Consider the following 18,038-nt stretch of genomic DNA (forward strand, 5'->3'; position numbering starts at 1 on the left):
TTTACCGCGGCAGGGCGGTTCACAGATTGTTGTCCGTGCCGGCTATTTCGTGATGCGATGGTCACGTGAACGCAGCGGAACTCCTCCGTGACAGAGGCCTACGGGTGACCCGGCCACGCGTCGCGGTGCTGGAGATCCTGCACGAGTCGCACGGCCACCTCGACGTCGACGACATCACCGCCCGGGTGCGCGGCCGGCTCGACTCGGTATCCGTTCAGGCGGTGTACGACGTGCTCGCCGCGCTCAACAGGGCCGGCCTCGCCCGGCGCATCGCCCCCGCCGGTGCCGCGGCCCGGTTCGAGGCGCGGGTCGGCGACAACCACCACCACCTCGTGTGCCGCACGTGCAACGCGATCGTCGACGTCGACTGCGCCACCGGTGCCGCGCCCTGCCTCGACCCGATCGACGCGGCCGGGTTCGTCGTCGACGAGGCCGAGGTGACGTACTGGGGACTCTGCGCTACCTGCCGGTAGCCTGGGTGGGGTGACAGACTTCGGGCTCTACGGCCCGGGCTCGGTGACCTGGAAGGTTCACGACGAACCGATCCTCTTCGTCGCCGGCCTGCGGGCGCTCATTCTGCAGTCGTTGCATCCACGCGCCATCGCCGGCGTGGCCCAGAACTCGGACTACAAGAGCCGCCCGGCGCATCGGCTGGAGCAGACCTCCGACTACGTGATCACGATGATCTACGGAACGACGCCGGAGGCGCAGCGCGCGGCCGCCCGGGTGCGCGGCATCCACTCCCGGATGCGCGCGCACGACCTGTTCACCGGCGAGGAGTTCCGGCTGGACGAGCCGGAGCTGCTGCGCTGGGTGCACGTGACCGAGGTCGAGTCGTTCCTGACCGTGGCGCGCCGGGCCGGTGTGCGGCTCACCGACGCCGAGGCCGACCGGTACTTCGACGAACAGCGTCGCGGCGCCGCACTCCTCGGCCTCGACCCGGAGACGGTGCCGGGCTCGGTCGCCGAGGTCGAGCGGTACTACGCGGACATGCAGCCCCGCCTGGCGATGACGAAGGAGGCGGCCGACACCCTGTTCTTCCTGACCTGGCCGCCGATGCCGTTCAAGCTGGGGTGGACGCCGGTGCGCGCCGCCTACCTGGGCGTGGCGAGCCTCGCGATCGGGCTGCTGCCGGCGTGGGCGCGCCGCTTCTACGGCCTGCCCGGCATCGAGGCGGCCGACCCGGCCGCCAGCCTGTCGGCCCGGATGCTGCGGCTGTCGCTGCTGGCGTTCCCGTGGGCCCTGGTGCGCACGCCGATGTACAAGGCCGCCATGAAGCGGGTCGAGGACGCCGGCCTGAAGATCTAGAAGACCACCTTCGCGGCGCGGCCGTCGAGGGTCACCACGTCGCCGGGGTGCAGCTGCCGACCGCGCCGCTCGTCGACCTCGTCGTTGACCCGCACGTCGCCGGCGAGGATGCGTTCCTTGGCGTCGCCGCCGGACTCGACCAGATCGGCCAGCTTGAGGAACTGACCGAGGCGGATCATGTCGCCGCCGATCGCGACCTCACGCATCAGTGGTCCCGAGTTTTTGCGCATGGTCAGGAACGTACGTCACGCTCTCCTTGGGCGGCCGCCGGTACCCCTTGGGCTTCGGCCGCTTCGGCATCTCGATCGCGGGCGGGTCGATCCGCTCGTACGGCACCGTCGACAGCAGGTGCGCGATCATGTTGATCCGGGCGCGGCGCTTGTCCTCGCTGTCCACGTCGTACCACGGCGCGTCGGGATGATCGGTGTGCGCGAGCATCTCGTCCTTGGCCCGGGAGTAGTCCTCCCAACGGGTGATCGACTCCAGGTCCATCGGCGACAGCTTCCAGCGGCGCATCGGATCCTCCAGCCGCGAGCGGAACCTCCGTTCCTGCTCCGCGTCGCTGACCGAGAACCAGTACTTGCGCAGCAGGATCCCGTCCTCGACGAGCAGCCGTTCGAAGATCGGCACCTGGTGCAGGAACCGCCGGTACTCGGCCTCGGTGCAGAAGCCCATGACGCGTTCGACCCCGGCCCGGTTGTACCAGGAACGGTCGAAGAGCACGATCTCGCCGGCGGCCGGCAGGTGCTCGACGTAGCGCTGGAAGTACCACTGCGTCCGCTCGCGCGAGGTCGGGGCCGGCAGCGCGGCGATCCGCGCGACGCGCGGGTTGAGGAACTCCGCCACGCGCTTGATCGCGCCGCCCTTGCCCGCGGCGTCCCGCCCCTCGAAGATCACGACCAGTCGGGTGCCGCTCGCCTTCACCCACTCCTGCATCGCCACCAGCTCGGCCTGCAGCCGCAGCAGCTCCGCCTCGTACAGCTCCCGGTCCAGCTTCGCGGGCTTCTTCGCCTTCGCCGGCTTCTTCGTGTTGTCCGCCTTCTTCGCCATCCCGGCCTCCGTCCTCCTAGCCATCCGCCGGCCGCCGCTGCGCCCCCGGCACACCGGCACCGGCCGCGCGACCGCCGGCCTCGTCCACCCCGCCGGCGACAGTGGTGGCGGCCCCGCCAGGCCCGGAAGCACCGGACGGCGCGCCCACCGGCCCGTCGGCCCGCCCCTCCAACGCGGCCCACGGCTCCTTGGCCGGCCACGCCGCCGACCCCTCGGGGCATACCCGCCGGAAGTCGCACCATCCGCAGCGGGGACTCGGCACCGCCGGGAACGCCTCGTCCGGCGCGACCCCGTCGGCCAGCGCCCGCTCGGCGGCCACGGCGTCGGCGGCCGTCGCCTCGGCCCGGCGCAGGTGGCGGGCCAACGACTCCTCGGTGTGCTCGTGCGCGGCCACGGTGCCGGTGGGCAGGTGGTGCAGCTCCACGCGCACGCACCGCCGCCGGAACGTCCGCTGCGCCGCGATCGCGTACAGCGCCAGCGCCCGGGAGCCCCGCGCGTCGTCGCCGTCCAGCTCGGAGCGGCCGGTCTTGTAGTCCACGATCACCAGGTCGTCGCCGCGGCGGTCGATCCGGTCGACGCGGCCGGACAGCGCGAGCGTGGCCGTCTTGGTGGCCACCGTGCGCTCGACGCCCACCGGATCGTCCTCCGGGTCGAGCCCGTCGACGTACGTCTCCAGCCAGGCCAGCGCCCGCCGGTACGCCTCCCGCTCCTGCTCCTGGTCCCGGTAGCCCTCGCTGACCCAGGTGGCGCGCAGCAGCTTCGGCAGCAGCTCGGGGCCGCGCCGCTCGGCGGGTGTGCCGTACCAGTTCTTCAGCGCGGTGTGCACGCTGGCGCCGAGCGAATTGTGCGCCCAGGGCGGCCCCTTGGGTGGCTGCGGCCGGTCGACGTAGGTGAAGCGGTAGCGGCGCGGGCAGTCCTCGTAGCTCCCGAGCCGGCTCGGGGTGCACGAGAACAACCGCTGCGGGGCGTCAAAAAGGCCGGGCTGCTGCACACCGGACATCCTGCCAGTGCCCTATGACAGTTTGTCACCCTGAGTGAATGGTTTGCCGTGGCTCGCGGTGGCGAGGAGGCGTTCGAGCTGGTCGGGGGCCGTGGTGTTGGCGGCGAGCCGGACCGTCTTGTTGGTGCCGTGGAAGTCGCTCGACCCGGTCATGATCAGGTCCAGCTCCGTCGCCAGCGCGCGCATATCCTCCCGCTCCGCGGGCGAGTGATCGTCGTGGTCGACCTCCAGACCGTGCAGTCCGGCCTTCGCCAGATCGACGATCATGTCATCGGGAACGACCCTGCCGCGCACGCTCGCCCGGGGGTGCGCGAAGACGCTCACCCCGCCGGCGGCGCGCACCAGCCGCACCGCCTCGAAGACGTCCAGGTCCTCCTTCGGCAGCCGGTACTTCGCGCCCAGCCACCGTTCGCCGAACGCCTCCGACACGCTGCCCACGAGTCCACGCCGCATCAGCGCCTGGGCCAGGTGCGGGCGGCCGATGCTGCCGCCGTTGGCGTAGTGCAGGATCTCCTCCCACGTGACGTCGATCCCGTCGGCCCGCAGCAGCGCGACCATGCGTTCGGCGCGGCTGTCCCGGGACCGCCGGACCCGCTCCAGCGCGGCGACCAGCTCCGGATGCGCCGGGTCGAACAGGTACGCCAGCAGGTGCAGCCCGATCGGCCGGCCCGGCCCGTGCCAGCGGCACGACAGTTCGGCGCCGGGGACCAGGGTCAGCCCCGCCGGCAGCGCCTCGACCGCCGATGCCCACCCGGCGACGGTGTCGTGGTCGGTCAGCCCGACGGTGGTGAGACCGGCATCCGCCGCGGCCCGAACGAGTTCGGCCGGGGTGCAGGTCCCGTCGCTGGCTGTCGAGTGGGTGTGGAGATCGATGGGCACGCGCTCAACCTACTGGTTGACCACCACGGCATCCCCGGGCAGTGAGTGGAAGCGCACCGTCTCCTTAGGGCGGTCGACCCGCCACGTGCCGACCCTGTTCCCCTCGCGCAGCACCACCGTGGAGCGATCCAGCCAGAACGCCTTCATCGCCACGCCGCTCACCGGCGACTCGTGGCTCGCCGGCCGTTCCCGCGAACTCTCCAGGTCGTAGACGCGCGCCCCGACCTGTCCCGTGGCGAGCAACCACCGACCGTCCGGCGACAGCCAACCCCGGTCCACGGCCGAGTCGAACACGTCGCAGGCCGACTCCTCCACGCCGAGCCCCTCGACCCGGATCGACACCAGGCACGGCGAACCGCCCTGGTCACGCTGCGCGGCCACGAGGTACTTCCCGTCCGGCCACGCCCCGAAGAGCACGCTCGAGGTCGACCAGGTCGGCTTGTACGCGCCCCGCTTCGGGAACCACACGTCGTACCGGTGGTACCCGTCCCCACCACCGGCGGAGAGGCCCCCACCGGAGAGGCTGCCGTCGGAGAGCACCACCGCCTCCCCCACGAACCCGACCGGCGCCACCCCGGCCGGCACGGTGGACTCCTGCCGGGACCCGGAGGACTCCATCCGGAAGTCGAACAGCTTGCCGTCGAGCACACCGGCGACCCGCGCCTCCGGCCCGACCGCGAGCCGGTTGGCGCGCGGCACCACCGTGATCTGCGAACCGTTCGCCGGGTCCAGATAGGACAGCCGGTAGACGGGCGCCTCGGTCAGCCGCTCGACGAGCAGGTAGCCGGCGCGCGCACGGTACGCCCGCTCGACCGTCCCGGCGAGCGCGATCGGCACGGCGCGACCGTCCACTGTGTACAGCGTTCCGCCGCTGATCACGTCGACCGGCATCCGCTCGTTGACGAACTGCGCCAGCAACGACGGATCGTTGCCGGAGTTCTCCTGGCCGGACAGCGGCCGCAGGGAGAGCACCATGAGCACCGCACCCGCGAGGAAGCACAGCGCCACCGCGCCGACCATGCTCTGCTGACGCCGCAGCCGGGCCCGACCCCGGGCGATGGCGGCGTCGGCGAGCAGGTGCGAACCGGTGGGCGCACCACCGGCCAGGTCCCGAAGAACCCGGCTCAGCTCGTCTTCCAGCGGGGTCACGGTCCTACCCGGGCACCGGCAAGCTCGTTGTCGACGACGGCCGCGAAGGTGGCGGGCGCCTCGGCGAGGGCGACGGGCGCCTCCGCGACGGTCGCCGACCGGCGCCGGGGCAGCCGCACCGCCGGCTCGATGCCCTGCTCGGCCATGCGCGCGCGCAACGTGGTCAGCGCGCGGGCGCACTGGCTCTTGACCGTGCCGACGCTGACGCCCAGCAGCCGCGCGGTCTCCGCCTCGGTCTGGTCCTCGTAGAACCGCAGTACCAGCACGGCCCGCTGGCGGTTGGGCAGCCCCTGCACGAACCGCCACAGCAGGTCCCGCTCGGCGCGCTCGTCCACGCCGTCGGTCGCCTCGCGGTCCGGCAGCACGGCGGTCGGCCGCTCCCGGTGCCAGCGCCGGCGCCACCAACTCGTCGCGGTGGTGACCAGCACGCGGCGCGCATACGGCTCCACCGACTCGATCACACCGAGACGCAACCACGCCAGATACGTCTTGGTCAACGCCGTCTGCAGCAGGTCTTCGGCGATGCCCCAGTCGCCGGTCAACAGGTATGCCGTGCGCAGCAACGCGGGCGATCTGGCCGCCACGAACTCGCGGAACTGCTCGTCGATCGTTTTCTCGATCGTCTCGGTCACGTGTGCTCCCCCTGGACGTCCCCGAAGTAAGGACGCTCGAAGGAGGTCAATCGGTTGTCAGGTGCCGTCGTCCACGACGTCCTGCGCGTTGGCCAGCCGAGCCTCGACCGCCTCCGGCTCGTACATCTCCTCGACGATGCGCAGGTAGAGCTCGTTGGGGCTGGGCAGGTGCGGGATGCGGCGCAGCGCCTGCTCCTGACCGGCCGACTCCAGCTCGAACGTGCCGTAGTTGAGCACCCGTCCGAGCGCGCTCTGCACGTACTTCATGTCGGTGACCCGCTGGAGCGGCATCATCGCGACGTTGCGGGTGATGATGCCGCTGACCACCATGACCCGCTTGTTGGTCAGGATGAACCGGTCGAACCACCAGTCCGCGATCTGCCAGGCGACCCAGATGAGCACGAAGATCCAGCCGAGCACCAGGAACGTCGCGAACTCCGGCCGCGCGTCGTAGCGGGTCAGCAGGCCGGTGACGACGCCCATGACGACCGTGGCGCCGGCGGCGATGCCCACCTCGCGGGCGAGCTGGATCGGATGGCGCCGCCATTCCCCCCGGAACTTCTCCGTGGGGAACAGGTACTTCTGCACCAGCTGGCTCGGCTCGTCCTCCAGCGGCACGACGCGCCGGCTGCCGACGAGCCCGGTGCCTCCGCCGCCGCCGCGGAGGTTGCTCAGCTCCTCCTCGGTGATCGGCTCCCCGACGACGAACGACGCCCCCACGGTCGTGGAGCCGTCGTAGCGTTCGTCCGCGAGATCCTCGGGGAAGCCAAGGTCGTCGCCGTAATCGGGATCCTTGCGGAACCGTGGGTCGTCGAACTCGGGATCGTCCACATAGGGCGGTGGGGTGCGTCCGCCGGGACTCGGCCGGGGCCGGTCGAGGTCGGGATCCGCCGCGAAGGCCCGCTCGTCCTCCCGGATGTCGGCCAGGTCGGCGTCGGTCAGCTCGTCCGGGTCCGGCCGATCGGGTCCGGCCGGAGGGTCGAAGCGCGCGCGTGGGATCGGTTCGGTGTCGCGGTCCCGCCAGATGTGCTCGTCCTCGCCGCCGCTGCTACGCGGCCCCTCCCCAGCCATGGGTCAGTTGAAGAGCGAGGTCATGAAGTCGCCGATACCGCCGGCCAAGTCCATGATTCCGCTGCCGATCGACTTTGCGACGTTGGCGGCGGACTGAGGCCGGTACGCGATGAAAAAGATCAAGAACGCGATGCTGCCCCAGGTAAGGACTTTCTTGACCATCTCGGCCCATCCCTCCCCACGGCGACGGTCCTGTCCCGCCGCGGACACTCAGCGTATCAGTCAGACCGCTTAGGGTGAATTGTGCGTGCGATGACCGACTCGGACGTTGATCCTAGACCGATAGGTCTACACCGCACCGTGACGATACGGGGGCAACGCGGCACAACACCAGTCGTGGGCCGCGCGTGTCGTAGACGGCAGAATCACACCCGTCCGGGCGGTTTTCACACCCGCCCGTGCAGATACGGCGTCGGTGCGCCGTAGACGAGCTGCCCGGGGACGTCGTCCACGAGGTTGATCAGGTTGAGGTCCTCGGCGAAGACGTAACCGGCGCCGGAGGGCCAGGCGACCAGGTAGAGCCACATGCCCATCGCCTCGCCGACGTAGGCGCAGCGGTCGGCCGCCGACTTCACGGTCCACAGCGAGGCGGGCCAGCCGGCCGCCCGGACCCGCGCGTGCGGGGTGGCGGTGGACTCGCCCTCCAGGAACGGTCCCGGGTCCGGCCCGGGGATGCCGGCGAGGCGGGTGCCGAAGCCGACGCCCGGCTCCTCGGCGACGAGCAGCAGGTCGGCGGGGCCGCCCTCCAGCGGGGTCGGGCCGCTGATCGCCATCACCGTGCCGCGGGTCCCGTCGTGGTCGTCACCGACCCAGCCCGCGCCGGTCACCGTCCATCCGGGCGGCAGGGGCCACGGGCACCAGAGCGGCGTGGCCGAGCCGTCGACCCGGCTGCGGACCATCTCGACGATCTCCGGACCGATGTGTTCGGGAACGTGCAGGGGAAGCACACCACCGTCGACGTCGCAGCGCCATTCGGAGTTCATCAGGTCCGGCGGCCGCACCGGGCCACCGCACCTGGGACAACTCACGGAGACGCCCATGCCCACTACGGTGCGTCGTCGAACCGCCCGCCGTCAAGCCACTCCGGCGGATCCGCGTGTTCCTGAATCCAGGCGTGCATCGCGATTCCGCTCGCGACACCGGCGTTGATCGATCGCGTGGATCCGTACTGCGCGATGGAGTACAGCGCCGTGCACGCCGCCCGCGCCGCGTCCGACAGGCCGGGCCCCTCCTGCCCGAACACCAGCACGCAGCGCCTGGGGAGCGCGTGGCGTTCGAGCGGTTTGGAGCCGGGGAGGTTGTCGATCCCGACCACGGCAAGCCCCTCGCCCGCCGCCCACGCGGCGAACGCCGGCACGTCCGGATGGTGTCGCACGTGCTGGTACCGGTCGGTGACCATCGCGCCCCGCCGGTTCCACCGCTTGCGGCCGATGATGTGCACCTCGCGCGCCAGGAACGCGTTCGCGCTGCGCACCACGGTGCCGATGTTGAAGTCGTGCTGCCAGTTCTCGATGGCGACGTGGAAGTCGTGGCGGCGGGAGTCGAGGTCGGACACGATCGCGTCGAGCCGCCAGTAGCGGTAGCGGTCGACGACGTTGCGACGGTCGCCGCCGGCGAGCAGTTCGGGGTCCAGGCGCGGGTCGTCCGGCCAGGGGCCCTCCCACGGTCCGACGCCCACCGCTGACTCCGGTTCGGACTCCGGTCCGGCGCCTTCGGGCAGGGAGACGAAAGCGGTCACGGACGCCGAAGGTACAGGCCGGTCGGGTGAACGCACGGACGCAGCTCACCCGACCGGCGCACCGATCACGGGGGAACCGGCCCGGTCAGCCGGCCAGGGCGTGTTCGAACCGGTCCAGGAGGCGGTGCTGGGCCGCCGCGGCGGGGTCGTCGACCGGCGGCGTCGCGCCGAGCCCGCACGCGGCGAGCGCGATCCGGCGCACCCACCGGCGGTAGCCGTCCGCCTCCCCGGTGGGGACCCGTTGGGCGAGCGCCTGCCCGGCGAGCACACAGTCGCCGTGCACGACCTCGGGTGGCACCGCCTCCGGCGACACGTCGTCGCCGGCGTAGATCGCCGCGACGACCTCGCGGACCAATGCGCTCGCATCGGTGCGGCCGGCCGCGATGGCGGCGACGCCGGCGAGGATCTCGGTGACGGCCGGCGGCTCCGGCGAGACCACGGAAACAGCGGTCAGGACGCGCGGGGGCAGCCGTATCAGCAGCTCCCAGTCGTGCGACGGGAGCGAGCGGGCGTAACTACCACCGGCGCGGGTCCGTGCGGGCTGGCTGGCCATGACGACCTCCCGAACGCAGCATATGCCGACGTATCAGGCAAGCATCACGATTCGAGCGCCCCGGCAGAACCGGACCCGGACGCAATGAACGGCGGGGCCCTCCCCGGCACCCGCCGTCCACGCTCTGTTACGAGAGAGTCTGAGTGATCCCGGACACTCCGTACAGAGACGGAGGTCACATTTACCGAATCGAGACACCGACTCAAAGGTCGGAAAGTTTCGGCACTCGTGGGAGCGATTCCACGAAACTACGTTCCGTAACGTGCACTGAGCGTGCAGACTCCGTCGCTGAACACGGGCGGTAGGGTCCCCGTCAATGGAAACGCCAGCCACCCGACAGGCCGGTCCCGATCGGTTGTCCGACCGCGGTCGGACGGCCCGGCTCGTGGCGACCGCGCTCGGCCTCCTGCTGCTGTTCGGCGGCACGATCTTCGGCACCGACGACGACTTCCCGTTCGGGCCGTTCCGGATGTTCGCCACCACCAACCGGTGGGACGAGCCGATCTCCATCGCCCGCGCGGAGGTGCTGCTCGACTCGGGCGAACGCGTCGAGCTGACCCCGGCCAACAGCGGCGTCCGGCGGGCCGAGGTCGAGGGGCAGCTCGAACGGTTCAAGGCGGAGCCGCAGCGCCTCGCCGGGCTCGCCGACGCGTGGCGGGCACACCACCCGGGCGGCAGCTCAGTCCGTTCCGTCGCGGTCTATCTGAGACACCACGAACTCAGCCGGCGCGGGCCGACGGGCCACTACTACGACGAGCAGGTGGCGACATGGGACGCCTGAGCGCGGCCGGCGACTGGCTGGTGGCGCCGGTGCCGCGGGCCCGGATCGCGATCTTCCGCACGATCGTCTACCTCTTCGTCGCGCTCGACGTCACCGTGATCACCGGCTGGGTGCGGGCGCACACCGGGATGCCCGGCGACCTGTACCGGCCGCTTCTCGTGGCGCGCCTGCTGCACCTGCCCACGCCCGGGCGCGCGCTGATCCTCACCGTCTTCTGGGTGCTGCTCGCGGCCGCGCTGGCCGCCGCCACCGGGCGCGCCCACCGGCTGCTCGGCTGGACCGTCTTCGCGCTGTACTTCGAGTGGATGATCATCGCGATGAGCTACGGCAAGGTCGATCACGACCGGTTCGGGCTGCTCGTCGCGCTCGCGGTCCTGCCGACCGCCGGGGCCGCGCGTCACACGGATCAGACTCTGACGGAACGGGGCGGTTGGGCGCTGCGCATGACGCAGTTCGGCGTCGTGGCGACCTATTTCCTGGCCGCGTGGGCGAAGCTGCGCTTCGGCGGGCCGGAGTGGCTCACCGGCGCCACGCTGATGCGGGCGGTCGTGCGGCGCGGCACGTTCCTCGCCGACCTGCTGGTGCAGGTGCCGTACCTGATGATCCTCTCGCAGTTCGGGATCATGGCGTTCGAGCTGCTCAGTCCCGTCGTCTTCGTCCTGAACGAGAAGTGGCGGGTGCGGCTCGTCGCGTTCTGGTACGCCTTCCACGTGATGGTCTTCGCGACGATCACGATCTCGTTCGCGCCGCATCTCGCCGCCATGTCGAGTTTTCTGCCGCTCGAACGGGCATTGGCGCGCGTGAGACGGCCCACGTGGGGAATGCTCCGATACGCCGGTGTCGTTTCTCCCGGAGACGCGCCCGAGGATCGGAGTTCGATATGGCGACGGTTGAGGTCACCGAGCACACCTTCGAAGAGACAGTGACGGGTGAGGGCATCACCCTCCTCGACTTCTGGGCCGAGTGGTGCCCCCCGTGCAAGGCGTTCGGTCCGATTTTCGAGAAGGCCTCCGAGGCGCATCCCGACATCACGTTCGGGAAGATCGACACCGAGGCCGAGCAGATGCTCGCCATGCAGTTCGAGATCCGGTCGATCCCGACGATCATGGCGGTGCGCGACGGGATCGTGGTCTACGCGCAGCCCGGCGCGCTGCCGGCCAAGGCGCTGGAGTCGCTGATCTCGCAGGTGCGGGAGCTCGACATGGACGAGGTGAAGGCGAAGGTCAAGGCCGCCACCGAGCCTGAGGCCCCGGCCGCTCCCGCTGCCCCTGCCGCTCCTGCTGCTCCTTCCGCGCCGGAGAAGGCCACCGCACCCGCTTCCGACGAAGCCGGCGCTGTGGAGCCCGCGGCCGCCGGGTCGCCCGCCGCCGAGAAGCCGGCGGCGAAGAAGGCACCGGCCAAGAAGACCGCCGCGAAGAAGGCGCCCGCCCCCCGGAAGGCACCGGCCAAGAAGGCGGCGGCGAAGAAGACGACCGCCAAGAAGACCCCCGGCGCGAAGAAGGCTCCCGCCGCGAAGGCGGCCCCGACCGACGCGGCCACCGAGGAGTAGGTAGCCGGCGGCGTCAAGGCCGCCGGCGAGTAATCGCACCGACACGCAAAGTTGGCCCCACGCATATCGTTGAACTTCGTATCGAACGTATGTTCGAATGTCTGTGTGCGTTGGGACCAGTTGCTGATTTCCGCTGACCGGACCGATGGCGAGCGGCAGAACACTTCCCTGCCGCTCGCCCTCCCGGGTGCGACGGTGCGTACTTTCGACACGCCCGAGTTCCGGGGCAAGACGTTCTACGAGGTGCGAGCGCGCTCGATCATCAACCGGGTGCCCGCCTCCTCCCGCATGCACTTCGAGTGGACGGTCAACCCGTACCGGGGCTGTTCGCACGCGTGCACCTACTGCCTGACCGGCGACACGCCGATCCTGATGGCCGACGGGCGGACCAAGCCGCTCGCCGACCTCGTGGTGGGCGAGCGCATCTACGGCACCGTGCGCGACGGCTACTACCGCCGTTACGTGGTGACGGAGGTGCTCGCGCACTGGCAGACCCGCAAGCCCGCGTGGCGGGTCCGGCTCGCCGACGGCACCACCCTCGTCGCCAGCGCCGATCACCGGTTCCTGACGCAGCGCGGGTGGAAGCACGTCGTCGGCAGCGAGCAGGGCACCGACCGCCGGCCGCACCTCACCGTCGGCAGCAAGCTGCTCGGCGTCGGCCACTTCGCCGACGCGCCCAAGGACTCGGCGGACTACCGGCACGGCTACCTGTGCGGGCTGGTCGGCACGGGCGGGCGGCATCCCGCCGACTTCCACGGCGAGCCCGACGCGATGCTGCGCGCCGCGCAGTACCTGGCGCGTTCGATCGACGACGAGAGCGGTGCGCGGGATCCCGAGCCGGGTGTGCACGTGGGTCCCGCGGCATGGCCGCAGGCACCGGGGGCGGACTGGCACGCCGGGTTGCTCGCGGGGATGTTCGACGCGCACGGCAGCTGCAGCCGGGGCAACCTGCGCATCGCCACCAGCGGCGAACGCCTCGTCGAGGCCGCACGGGAGGCGTTCGCGCGGTTCGGGTTCGAGGTGTCGGTGGACCGTTCGGGGCGTGGGCGGCGCACCACCTACCTGCGCCTGCTCGGCGGGCTCGCCGCCCGGCTGCGGTTCTTCCACACCACCGACCCGGCCGTCGTGCACAAGCGCGACCTCAGCGGGATCGCCGTCAAGTGCGACGCCGACCTGCGGGTGGTCAGCGTGGAGCCGCTCGGGCTCGACCTGCCGATGTACGACATCACCACCGGCACCGGGGACTTCATCGCCGCCGGCGTCGTCAGCCACAACTGCTTCGCCCGCAACACCCACACCTATCTGGACCTGGACGCCGGGGCCGACTTCGACGACAAGGTCGTGGTGAAGGTCAACGCGCCCGACCTGCTGCGCAAGGAGCTGGCGCGTCCACAGTGGACCGGCGGGTCGATCGCGATGGGCACCAACGTCGACTGCTACCAACGCGCCGAGGGGCGGTACCGGCTGATGCCCGGCATCATCGCCGCGCTGCGCGACCGGGCCAACCCGTTCTCCGTGCTGACCAAGGGCACCCTGCTGCTGCGCGACCTGCCGCTGCTGCGGGAAGCCGCCTCGGTCACCCGCGTCTCGCTGGCCGTCTCGGTCGGGTTCCGGGACGAGGAGCTGTGGCGCTCGGTCGAGCCGGGTGCGCCGAGTCCCGCGCGGCGGCTGGACATGGTGCGGCGGCTCGGCGACGCCGGGTTCGCCGTGTCGGTGCTGATGGCGCCGATCCTGCCGGGCATCACCGACACCGACGGGGAGATCGACGCCACCGTGGCCGGGATCGTGGCGGCCGGCGCGGTCAACGTGGTGCCGATCCCGCTGCACCTGCGCCCCGGCGCGCGGGAGTGGTACCTGCGCTGGTTGTCCCGCGAGTTCCCGCACCTGCTGCCGATGTACCGGGAGCGGTATCGCGCGGGGGCGTACCTCGACGCGACGTATCAGAAGGAGCTGTCCGCCAGGGTCAAGGCCGCCGCGCGCCGGCACGGGCTGCGGCCGCCGGCACCGGAGCCCGAGCCGGTCGCGCCGGCACCCGCCCCGCTCCCGAGCGACACCCAGTTGACGCTGCTGTGAGGGAATCCAGTGCCGAACTTGAGTTCATGCGCCCCTCGCTCCTCGCCCCACGCCCGTCAGGCGGTGCCCTGGTCATGGATCGGCCCAGGCTCTACACCGACGTGCACCAGGTGATCGACGAACGGGCGATCTGGACGGCGTTCCAGCCGATCGTGCGGCTCGACACCCGCGAGGTCGTCGGCTACGAGGCGCTGAGCCGCGGGCCGGCGGGGACGCCGTGGCAGCGGCCGAGCACCATGTTCGCCGCGGCGCGGGCCGTCGGGCGGGCCGGTGAGCTGGATTGGATCTGCCGCATGAGCGCCTACCGCGCCGCGCTGGAAGCCGGGCTGGGGCCGGAGACGACGCTGTTCGTCAACGTCGAGCCGGCCGCGCTGCGGGAGCCGTGCCCGCCGGACCTCTCCGACGTGCAGGACCGTGCCAAGGGGCGGCTGCGCGTCGTCACCGAACTGACCGAACGCCACCTCGCCGACGACCCGGCCGCGCTGCTGGCCGCCGTTCGGGGCTGTCGCGATGCGGCCTGGGGCGTGGCGCTCGACGACGTCGGGGCCGACCCCGCGTCGCTGGCGCTGATGCCGTTCGTGCACCCGGACTTCGTCAAGTTGGACATGCGGCTGCTGCACGAGCCGGGGCAGCCCGCCACCGCGCAGGTGGTCAACGCCGTCATCGCGCACGCGGAGCGCACCGGCGCCGCGATCGTCGCCGAGGGCGTCGAACGGGAGGCACACCTCGCCCAGGCCCGAGCCATGGGCGCCACGCTGGGGCAGGGCTGGCTGTTCGGCGCGCCGGGGCCGCTGCCGCGCGGCGACGGGCCGGCCGTACGGCAGTTGGACCTGCTGACCGTCACCGATCAGGGGCCGGCCGGGCGCACGCCGTTCCACATCGTGTCGCAACACCGGCCGACGACCAGGGCGACCAAGCGGATGCTCATGGAGACCACCCGCTACCTGGAGTCCAAGGTCGCGGACCCGGTCGAGCCGCCGGTGCTGCTGGCCTGCTTCCAGGACGCCGGCAACTTCACCGGCGGCGTCCGGCGGCGCTACACCCGGCTGGCCTCGGGCTCGCCGTTCGTGGCAGTCTTCGGCGCGGGCCTCGACGCGGCACCGGCGGCGAAGGTGCGCGGCGCCGACGTGGCCGCGGGCGACCCCCTGCACGCCGAGTGGAACGTCATCGTCGTCGGCCCGCACTTCAGCGCCGCCCTGGTCGCGCGCGACATCGGCGACACCGGCGCGCAGGACTACCGGCGCTTCGACTACGCGCTCACCTACGACCGCCCGCTGGTGCTGGCCGCCGCGCGGTCCCTCCTCGGCCGGCTGGGACCAGTAGCCTCGGACACGTGAGGACCGCTCAGGAAATCCTGGCCCAGGCTCGCACCATCGCCGTCGTGGGCGCTTCCCGGTACGCGTACAAGGAGGCGCACACCGTGCCGCTGCAGATCAAGCGGCACGGCTGGCGCATCATCCCGGTCAACCCCGAGATCGACGAACTGTGGGGCGAGCGGGCCTATCCGCGCCTGGCGGACCTGCCGGAGCAGGTGGACTTCGTCAACGTGTTCCGGCCCTCGGGCGAGGCGACCGACGTGGTCCGGCAGGTGATCGACACCAAGGTGGCGCCGGCCGTCTGGCTCCAGCTGGGGATCTTCTCCCCGGAGGGCCGGCGACTGGCCGAGGCCGCCGGCATCGACTACGTCGAGGACACCTGCCTGGCCGTGGTGCGCGCCCGCTACGGCCTCAGCGCGCCCGCCGCCCCCTGAGCCGCTACCGGTACTGCGCCTCTCGCACGCTGTTGCCGCCGTCGATCACCAGCATCTGGCCGGTGATGTAGGAGGCGCTCGGCGAGCACAGGAACGCGATCGCGGCCGCCACCTCGTCCGGCGCCCCCGGCCGGCCCATCGGGCTGCCGTAGCCCTGCTTCAGCTCCACCAGCGTCGACGCGCCGGTGTGGATGATGCCGGGCGCGACCGCGTTGACCGTGATGCCGTCGGCCACCAGCTCCATGGCGAGCGCGCGGGTGAGACCCACCACGCCGGCCTTGCCCGCCGCGTAGCCCGCCTCGGCCGGCAGCGCGTTGACCGGACCCGCCGTCGCGGCGAGGTTGACGATGCGGCCCCAGCCGTGCTCCGTCATGCCGCCCACGAACGCCCGGCTCACCAGGAACGCCGTCGTCAGGTTGCGGTCGATCTCCGCGCGCCACTCGTCATAGGTCAGCTGCGCCACCGGCCGAACGACCTCCGGGCTCGCCTTGCTCGCCAGGCCGGCGTTGTTGACCAGGATGTCCACCGGGCCCAGCTGCTCGGTGATCGCGTCGGTGAGCGCACCGACCTCGGCCTCCACGGTCAGGTCCGCGACGAAGCCGGTCACGCCCAGTTCCGTGGCGCGCTCGTGGATGCGTCGCGTGGTCGACACGATCGCGACCGAGGCGCCCATCGCGCTCAGGCGGCGGGCGGTCGCGTAGCCGATGCCGTCGGGGCTGCCGGCGCCGGTCACCAGGGCGACGCGGCCGTCCAGCCGTTCGGGGAAGGAATCGCCGCCGGCCAGGGGCGACGCCTCGCCGGCACCCCCGCCGGCCGCGTCGCTGCCGGTGGGAACGGACCGAAGGTTCGGACGGCGATTACGTGGATCGGAGACCATAGGCAGAATCCTGCCTGGCGCACCGCACACCGGCAACGACAACGGGACGAATCACCTTCAGGCATCGGTTCCGGCATCGGCGAACTTCCCGGACGGCTGTGCGAGCGGGCACCCGCTACTCTGGCGTGGCCGGCGTCCGCAGGCGTCGGCGTGTCCCGTAGCGGAGTGTCCACGCGATGTCCTATCCCCAGCAGCCCGGCGGCTGGTCCGACCCCTCGTGGCCGCCCGCCAACCAGCCGTACTCCGACCCCGGATACGGCGGCTATTCGGGACCACCGGCCGACCCCGGCTACGGATACGCCTATCCGCCGCAGCAACCGCAGCCGTACGACCCGGGCCTCGCCTACGGCGCGCCGGCGCAGGCCTACCCGCAGGCCGCGCCCGAGCTGAAGAACAACGGGCTCGCCATCGCCTCGCTGGTCGTCTCGATCATGAGCCTCCTCACCTGCGGGCTGGCCGGCATCATCGGCGCGATCCTCGGGCACGTCGGCCGCAAGCAGATCCGCGAGCGCGGCGACGCCGGGGACGGGCTGGCCCTCGCCGGCATCATCGTGGGCTACGTGCTCTTCGTGATGGGGCTGCTGTTCGTGGCGTTCATCGCGTTCGTGTACGACGCGGCGTCCAACTACGAGCCGACCTACGACCCGACCCCGTACCACACCTAGTAGGTAGGCGGTTCGAACCTCGTGGTGCGGGACATGCCCGCCGCGCGGCCCTTGGCCGAGATCACCAGCGCCATCTTGCGGGACGCCTCGTCGATCATCTCGTCGCCGAGCATGACGGCACCGCGCTTCCCGCCCGCCTCGGACGTGGCGTGCGCGTAGGCGTCGAGGATGAGTTCGGCGTGGTCGTAGTCCGCCTGGCTCGGCGCGTACACCTCGTTGGCGGCGTCGATCTGGCCCGGGTGCAGCACCCACTTGCCGTCGAAGCCCAGGGCCGCCGAGCGCTTCGCCGCCTCCCGGAACGCGTCCACGTCCCGGATCTGCAGGAACGGGCCGTCGATCGCCTGGAGGTCGCGCATCCGCGCGGCCATCAGGATCCGCATGAGGATGTAGTGGTACGGGTCGCCCGGGTAGTCCGGGATCAACGCGCCGACCTGGAGCGAACGCATGTTGATCGAGGCCATGAAGTCGGCCGGGCCGAAGATGATCGTCTCCATGCGGGGCGACGCCGCGGCGATCTCGTCGACGTTGACCAGGCCGGCGGCGTTCTCGATCTGCGCCTCGATACCGATCCGGCCGACGTCCAGCCCGAGGGACTTCTCCAGCTGCGTGAGCGTCAGGTCGAGCCACTGCACCTGGGCGGCGTTCTGCACCTTGGGGAGCATGACGCAGTCGAGGTGCGCACCGGCACCCTCGACCACCTCGATGACGTCCGTGTACGTCCACGGGGTTGTCAGATCGTTGACCCGCACGGCGCGCGTCTTGCCGCCCCAGTCGCCGTCGTTCAGCGCGGCGACGATGTTCTTGCGGGCCGCCGGCTTGGCAAGCGGCGCGACGGCGTCCTCCAGGTCGAGAAAGACCTGGTCAGCGCCGAGTCCCCGAGCCTTGTCCAGCATTTTGACGCTGGAGCCGGGCACGGCCAGGCACGAGCGGCGGGAACGGCCGGCGGCAGGCATCGATCTCTCC

Annotated in this window: 20 protein-coding genes and 2 pseudogenes; 9 read left to right on the forward strand and 13 right to left on the reverse strand. The window is 71.5% G+C overall.

The features are described 5' to 3' along the window. Positions 1-65: 65 nt before the first annotated feature. The gene (locus tag Val02_RS26795) at positions 66-473 is read left to right on the forward strand and encodes a Fur family transcriptional regulator (RefSeq protein WP_203901987.1); all 408 of its coding nucleotides are present in this window, start codon (positions 66-68) and stop codon (positions 471-473) included. A gap of 10 nt (positions 474-483) precedes the next feature. Further along, positions 484-1,308: an oxygenase MpaB family protein gene (locus Val02_RS26800; RefSeq protein WP_203901988.1), complete on the forward strand. Its 825-nt coding sequence runs from the start codon at positions 484-486 to the stop codon at positions 1,306-1,308. On the opposite strand, the gene Val02_RS26805 is transcribed toward Val02_RS26800, so the two are convergent. The 11 genes and pseudogenes from Val02_RS26805 to Val02_RS26855 all read right to left on the reverse strand — a co-directional run bounded on the left by Val02_RS26805 (position 1,305) and on the right by Val02_RS26855 (position 9,380). After that, positions 1,305-1,514, reverse strand: a complete 210-nt coding sequence (locus Val02_RS26805; RefSeq protein ID WP_275415616.1) for an RNA-binding S4 domain-containing protein — start codon at positions 1,512-1,514, stop codon at positions 1,305-1,307. The two genes, Val02_RS26800 and Val02_RS26805, sit on opposite strands and share 4 nt — an antisense overlap. Next, complete coding sequence (gene ppk2 / locus Val02_RS26810) at positions 1,507-2,358, reverse strand: polyphosphate kinase 2 (protein WP_239153347.1); 852 nt, start codon at positions 2,356-2,358, stop codon at positions 1,507-1,509. The genes Val02_RS26805 and ppk2 overlap by 8 nt, the downstream gene beginning before the upstream one ends. A 151-nt stretch (positions 2,359-2,509) precedes the next feature. After that, positions 2,510-3,358, reverse strand: a pseudogene (locus Val02_RS26815) (RecB family exonuclease); the annotation flags it as partial. 12 nt (positions 3,359-3,370) lie between these two features. Continuing rightward, complete coding sequence (locus Val02_RS26820; protein ID WP_203901991.1) at positions 3,371-4,237, reverse strand: PHP domain-containing protein; 867 nt, start codon at positions 4,235-4,237, stop codon at positions 3,371-3,373. Between the two features lie 9 nt (positions 4,238-4,246). Continuing rightward, a complete protein-coding gene (locus tag Val02_RS26825) occupies positions 4,247-5,386 on the reverse strand; it encodes a TolB-like translocation protein (protein ID WP_203901992.1) in 1,140 nt (379 codons plus the stop codon). Further along, positions 5,383-6,018 carry a SigE family RNA polymerase sigma factor gene (locus Val02_RS26830; protein WP_239153349.1) on the reverse strand — a complete coding sequence of 212 codons (636 nt, stop codon included), beginning with the start codon at positions 6,016-6,018 and terminating at the stop codon, positions 5,383-5,385. Before Val02_RS26830 ends, Val02_RS26825 begins: the two co-directional genes overlap by 4 nt. A 57-nt stretch (positions 6,019-6,075) precedes the next feature. Beyond that, complete coding sequence (locus Val02_RS26835; RefSeq protein WP_203901993.1) at positions 6,076-7,089, reverse strand: PH domain-containing protein; 1,014 nt, start codon at positions 7,087-7,089, stop codon at positions 6,076-6,078. 3 nt (positions 7,090-7,092) lie between these two features. Then, a complete protein-coding gene (locus Val02_RS26840; protein ID WP_203901994.1) occupies positions 7,093-7,251 on the reverse strand; it encodes a hypothetical protein in 159 nt (52 codons plus the stop codon). Positions 7,252-7,475: 224 nt separating this feature from the next. Beyond that, positions 7,476-8,129, reverse strand: a complete 654-nt coding sequence (locus Val02_RS26845) for a DUF6758 family protein (RefSeq protein ID WP_308440024.1) — start codon at positions 8,127-8,129, stop codon at positions 7,476-7,478. A gap of 5 nt (positions 8,130-8,134) precedes the next feature. After that, a complete protein-coding gene (locus Val02_RS26850) occupies positions 8,135-8,767 on the reverse strand; it encodes a TrmH family RNA methyltransferase (RefSeq protein ID WP_203902129.1) in 633 nt (210 codons plus the stop codon). A 145-nt stretch (positions 8,768-8,912) separates the two neighbouring features. Further along, positions 8,913-9,380 carry a hypothetical protein gene (locus Val02_RS26855; RefSeq protein WP_203901995.1) on the reverse strand — a complete coding sequence of 156 codons (468 nt, stop codon included), beginning with the start codon at positions 9,378-9,380 and terminating at the stop codon, positions 8,913-8,915. A 316-nt stretch (positions 9,381-9,696) separates the two neighbouring features. Here Val02_RS26855 and Val02_RS26860 point away from each other — a divergent pair, with 316 nt between their 5' ends. From Val02_RS26860 to Val02_RS26885, 6 genes and pseudogenes are all read left to right on the forward strand, one after another. Then, the gene (locus tag Val02_RS26860) at positions 9,697-10,161 is read left to right on the forward strand and encodes a hypothetical protein (RefSeq protein ID WP_203901996.1); all 465 of its coding nucleotides are present in this window, start codon (positions 9,697-9,699) and stop codon (positions 10,159-10,161) included. Then, a complete protein-coding gene (locus Val02_RS26865; RefSeq protein ID WP_203901997.1) occupies positions 10,149-11,087 on the forward strand; it encodes an HTTM domain-containing protein in 939 nt (312 codons plus the stop codon). The genes Val02_RS26860 and Val02_RS26865 overlap by 13 nt, the downstream gene beginning before the upstream one ends. Then, positions 11,042-11,386: pseudogene (gene trxA / locus Val02_RS47590) on the forward strand (thioredoxin); the annotation flags it as partial. The gene Val02_RS26865 and the pseudogene trxA, both read left to right, overlap by 46 nt. Positions 11,387-11,815: 429 nt before the next feature. Then, a complete protein-coding gene (locus Val02_RS26875; protein ID WP_203901999.1) occupies positions 11,816-13,783 on the forward strand; it encodes an intein-containing Rv2578c family radical SAM protein in 1,968 nt (655 codons plus the stop codon). A 74-nt stretch (positions 13,784-13,857) separates the two neighbouring features. Next, a complete protein-coding gene (locus Val02_RS26880; protein WP_239153350.1) occupies positions 13,858-15,120 on the forward strand; it encodes a sensor domain-containing phosphodiesterase in 1,263 nt (420 codons plus the stop codon). Further along, entirely contained in the window at positions 15,117-15,533 is a 417-nt protein-coding gene (locus Val02_RS26885; RefSeq protein ID WP_203902001.1) for a CoA-binding protein, read from the forward strand. Before Val02_RS26880 ends, Val02_RS26885 begins: the two co-directional genes overlap by 4 nt. A 4-nt stretch (positions 15,534-15,537) precedes the next feature. Here the strand turns inward: Val02_RS26885 and Val02_RS26890 are convergent, their stop codons facing one another. Beyond that, a complete protein-coding gene (locus Val02_RS26890) occupies positions 15,538-16,410 on the reverse strand; it encodes an SDR family NAD(P)-dependent oxidoreductase (RefSeq protein WP_203902002.1) in 873 nt (290 codons plus the stop codon). 176 nt (positions 16,411-16,586) lie between these two features. Here Val02_RS26890 and Val02_RS26895 point away from each other — a divergent pair, with 176 nt between their 5' ends. Further along, positions 16,587-17,075, forward strand: coding sequence for a DUF4190 domain-containing protein (locus Val02_RS26895; protein ID WP_203902003.1), 489 nt, complete (start codon positions 16,587-16,589; stop codon positions 17,073-17,075). Here the strand turns inward: Val02_RS26895 and Val02_RS26900 are convergent. Next, positions 17,072-18,028: an HpcH/HpaI aldolase/citrate lyase family protein gene (locus Val02_RS26900; protein ID WP_203902004.1), complete on the reverse strand. Its 957-nt coding sequence runs from the start codon at positions 18,026-18,028 to the stop codon at positions 17,072-17,074. The genes Val02_RS26895 and Val02_RS26900 overlap by 4 nt on opposite strands. Positions 18,029-18,038 lie beyond the last annotated feature (10 nt).

It is taken from the genome of Virgisporangium aliadipatigenens (genome assembly GCF_016863615.1).
GTDB classification, from domain to species: domain Bacteria; phylum Actinomycetota; class Actinomycetes; order Mycobacteriales; family Micromonosporaceae; genus Virgisporangium; species Virgisporangium aliadipatigenens.

What these genes read in the sequence shown, in the direction of transcription:
- Val02_RS26845 (WP_308440024.1), bottom strand. Translation starts at nt 8,129, where the DNA reads ATGGGCGTCTCCGTGAGTTGTCCCAGGTGCGGTGGCCCGGTGCGGCCG.
- Val02_RS26865 (WP_203901997.1), top strand. Translation starts at nt 10,149, where the DNA reads ATGGGACGCCTGAGCGCGGCCGGCGACTGGCTGGTGGCGCCGGTGCCG.
- Val02_RS26805 (WP_275415616.1), bottom strand. Translation starts at nt 1,514, where the DNA reads ATGCGTGAGGTCGCGATCGGCGGCGACATGATCCGCCTCGGTCAGTTC.
- Val02_RS26835 (WP_203901993.1), bottom strand. Translation starts at nt 7,089, where the DNA reads ATGGCTGGGGAGGGGCCGCGTAGCAGCGGCGGCGAGGACGAGCACATC.
- Val02_RS26895 (WP_203902003.1), top strand. Translation starts at nt 16,587, where the DNA reads ATGTCCTATCCCCAGCAGCCCGGCGGCTGGTCCGACCCCTCGTGGCCG.
- Val02_RS26900 (WP_203902004.1), bottom strand. Translation starts at nt 18,028, where the DNA reads ATGCCTGCCGCCGGCCGTTCCCGCCGCTCGTGCCTGGCCGTGCCCGGC.
- Val02_RS26890 (WP_203902002.1), bottom strand. Translation starts at nt 16,410, where the DNA reads ATGGTCTCCGATCCACGTAATCGCCGTCCGAACCTTCGGTCCGTTCCC.
- Val02_RS26880 (WP_239153350.1), top strand. Translation starts at nt 13,858, where the DNA reads ATGGATCGGCCCAGGCTCTACACCGACGTGCACCAGGTGATCGACGAA.
- ppk2 (WP_239153347.1), bottom strand. Translation starts at nt 2,358, where the DNA reads ATGGCGAAGAAGGCGGACAACACGAAGAAGCCGGCGAAGGCGAAGAAG.
- Val02_RS26840 (WP_203901994.1), bottom strand. Translation starts at nt 7,251, where the DNA reads ATGGTCAAGAAAGTCCTTACCTGGGGCAGCATCGCGTTCTTGATCTTT.
- Val02_RS26860 (WP_203901996.1), top strand. Translation starts at nt 9,697, where the DNA reads ATGGAAACGCCAGCCACCCGACAGGCCGGTCCCGATCGGTTGTCCGAC.
- Val02_RS26855 (WP_203901995.1), bottom strand. Translation starts at nt 9,380, where the DNA reads ATGGCCAGCCAGCCCGCACGGACCCGCGCCGGTGGTAGTTACGCCCGC.